Consider the following 3,292-nt stretch of genomic DNA (forward strand, 5'->3'; position numbering starts at 1 on the left):
CTGCGTCAAGCACGGCAGTTGATCGACGACAGTGGCTATGATATTCGTCTCGAAGTTGATGGCGGTGTTAAAGCGGACAATATTTACGATATCGCCGCCGCAGGTGCTGACACCTTTGTCGCGGGCTCGGCTATTTTTGGTGCAGATGATTACAAGACAGTTATTGATAAAATGCGTGCGGAAATTGCACGTGCGCGTGGCTAACCTTACCAGTCATGATTGAAAGCTTGCCCAAGGCAATATTGATCGACGTAGATGGCACCATGGTCGATAGCGTACCAGATCTTGCTTATTGTGTTGATGCAATGATGAAAGCCTTGGCTATGCCCGAGCATGGCGCAGACAAGGTGCGTCATTGGGTGGGTAATGGTGTTGAGCGTCTTGTCCGTCGCGCATTAATCGGTCAGTTGCATGGCGAGCCGGATGATGCGCTCTTTGCCAAAGCTTATCCGATGTTTCTTGAGCTCTACGCAGCCAATACCTGTGAGCGTAGCAGCCTGTATCCAGGTGTGAGAGAAGGTATCGATTATCTCAAGAGCACCAATATCCGGCTTGGCTGTGTGACTAATAAAGCAGCACAGTTTACGCTGCCTTTACTCAAGGCTTTGGGTATTTATGCTGACTTTGAAATCGTCATCAGCGGTGATAGCTTGCCTAAGAAAAAGCCCGACCCCATGCCGTTATTACATGGCGCCGCCCATTTCTCAGTGCCCGCTAATGAAGCAATGATGATTGGTGATTCCATTAGCGATGTTAAAGCAGCACGTGCTGCGGGTTTTAAGATTATCTGTATGACCTACGGCTACAACCATGGCATTGATATTAGAGATTCTAATCCGGATGCAGTGATAGACAGCATGACGGAATTAACCGGGTTATTTACCAAAGCGGCCTGATTAGTTAGCGATGCAATACGAACAATTCAAGCATCTGGCGAGTCAAGGTTATAACCGTATCCCGCTTATGCGCGAGCTTAACGCAGACCTTGATACGCCACTAAGCGTTTATTTTAAGTTGGCTAACGCCCCGTTCTCCTATTTGTTTGAATCCATGCAAGGTGGCGAAAAATGGGGTCGTTATTCCATTATTGGTTTGCCTTGCCGCAGCTATGTTCGTGTTGATGGTCATGATATTCAGTATATTGAAGAAGGGCATGTCATAGAGCGTACAACTGTTGTTGATCCGCTAGCTTGGTTGCAATCATTTCAATCCCGATTTCGGGTACCTGATTTGCCTGATTTACCTCGGTTTAATGGTGGTTTGGTTGGCTATTTTGGTTATGACACCGTTCGCTATATCGAGCCTAAGATTGAGTCTGGGCTGGCTCACAAGGAGCATAATGATCTGTCGAAGGAGCATTTGGCTAACCCCGATATTTTGCTTATGGTGTCCGATGAGGTGGTTGTTTTTGACAACCTTGCTGGCAAGGCTTATATGGTGGTTTATGCCGATCTTGATCGTGATGATGCCTGGGATTGCGCGCAACAGCGTTTAGATAATTTGTGCCAGCGCTTAAGGCAACCGTTGGCGTATACACCATCACAATCTAGTGATACACAAGTGTATGAAAAAGATTTTGTCTCAGGTTTTAGTCAAAAAAACTTTGAGTTGGCAGTTGATAAAGCCAAACAATACATAGTTGATGGTGACATTATGCAAGTGGTGTTATCGCAACGATTATCGATTGAATTCGATGTTGCGCCTATTCAGTTGTATCGCGCCTTGCGCAGTCTCAACCCATCGCCTTATATGTATTACCTTGATATGGGTGAATTTCATATTGTTGGCTCTTCGCCAGAAATTTTGACACGCTACGAGGATGGCAATGTCACCGTGCGACCTATCGCTGGCACGCGCAAACGGGGCAAAACTAATTTAGAAGATCAACAGCTTGAACAAGAGCTGTTAGCTGACCCAAAAGAGCGCGCCGAACATTTAATGTTGATTGACCTTGGTCGTAACGATGTTGGCCGTGTTGCCACCACTGGCTCAGTTAGGCTGACCGAGAACATGTTAATTGAGCGCTATTCACATGTTATGCATATTGTTTCTAATGTGGTGGGTGAGTTAAAGCCTGGGCTTAATGCTTATGATGTGCTGCGTGCCACGTTTCCTGCCGGCACTGTTAGCGGTGCGCCGAAAGTGCGGGCAATGGAAATTATTGCTGAGTTAGAGCCTGTTAAGCGTGGTATTTATGCAGGGGCTGTGGGTTATATTGGCTGGAACGGCAATATGGATACTGCCATTGCCATTCGCACGGCGGTAATTAAAGACAATATTTTGTATGTTCAAGTTGGCGCAGGAATTGTTGCAGACAGCATTGCCAGTAGAGAATGGCAAGAGACCATGAGTAAGGGTCGTGCCATTTTTAGCGCTGTTGCGTTGGCTAAGGCGGGGCTCAATAATAATGAGCCGTCAGGCAAAAATGTGTAATCTTTGGCGTAGCCAAGTAGAGTTAGGGTGTGCTAAATCATGCTGCTAATGATTGATAATTACGATTCTTTTACCTATAACTTGGTGCAATATCTGGCCGAGTTAGGCGAGGATGTTCATGTTCACCGCAATGACACAGTGGATATTAACCAGCTAAAAGCAATGCGGCCTGATCGCATCGTTATATCGCCAGGCCCGTGCACACCCAATGAAGCGGGCATTTCGTTAGAGGTGGTAGAACACTTTGCTGGTCAGGTGCCGATATTGGGCGTGTGTTTGGGGCATCAAAGTATTGGTCAAGCCTATGGCGGCAAGATTGTTCATGCCAAACAAATCATGCATGGCAAAACCTCGATGATTCACCATAATGATCAGGGCGTATTCGCTAGTTTACCGAGCCCCTTTCAGGCAACGCGCTATCATTCCTTAGTGATAGCGCCAAACAGCTTGCCAGACTGTCTTGAAGTCACGGCTTGGACTGTAGACAAGCATGGTGAGATAGATGAAATCATGGGTGTACGCCATAAAATTGATTTGGTTGAAGGAGTGCAATTTCATCCAGAGTCGATTTTGAGTCAGCACGGCCATGATTTGCTACGTAATTTTATAGCCATGTCATAACTGCAATACCGTCACTTGCTTAATAGAGAAAGCTATGAATATTCAAACTGCTATTAGACATCTCACTGAAGGCAATGATTTGTCGAGTGATGCGATGACATCAGTCATGCGTAGCATCATGTGTGGTAATGCAACCCCAGCACAGATAGGCGGATTTCTTATTGGCTTACGCATGAAAGGGGAGACCGTTGATGAAATCACTGCAGCAGCCAGCGTCATGCGCGAGCTGGCGACAAAA

5 protein-coding genes are annotated in these 3,292 nt (G+C 46.4%); all 5 read left to right on the forward strand.

Annotated features, from left to right (window positions below; genetic code table 11):
• Positions 1 to 204: ribulose-phosphate 3-epimerase (locus tag JKY90_09305; GenBank protein ID MBL4852452.1), on the forward strand; the 204-nt coding region annotated here is incomplete at its 5' end.
• A gap of 11 nt (positions 205 to 215) precedes the next feature.
• On the forward strand, positions 216 to 896 hold the full coding sequence (locus tag JKY90_09310; protein MBL4852453.1) for a phosphoglycolate phosphatase: 681 nt from the start codon (positions 216 to 218) through the stop codon (positions 894 to 896).
• A gap of 10 nt (positions 897 to 906) precedes the next feature.
• On the forward strand, positions 907 to 2,433 hold the full coding sequence (locus JKY90_09315; protein ID MBL4852454.1) for an anthranilate synthase component I: 1,527 nt from the start codon (positions 907 to 909) through the stop codon (positions 2,431 to 2,433).
• A gap of 39 nt (positions 2,434 to 2,472) precedes the next feature.
• Positions 2,473 to 3,054 carry an aminodeoxychorismate/anthranilate synthase component II gene (locus tag JKY90_09320; GenBank protein ID MBL4852455.1) on the forward strand — a complete coding sequence of 194 codons (582 nt, stop codon included), beginning with the start codon at positions 2,473 to 2,475 and terminating at the stop codon, positions 3,052 to 3,054.
• A gap of 34 nt (positions 3,055 to 3,088) precedes the next feature.
• Positions 3,089 to 3,292: anthranilate phosphoribosyltransferase (trpD, locus tag JKY90_09325; GenBank protein ID MBL4852456.1), on the forward strand; the 204-nt coding region annotated here is incomplete at its 3' end.

This window comes from Gammaproteobacteria bacterium, from assembly GCA_016765075.1.
In the GTDB taxonomy this organism is placed as follows: domain Bacteria; phylum Pseudomonadota; class Gammaproteobacteria.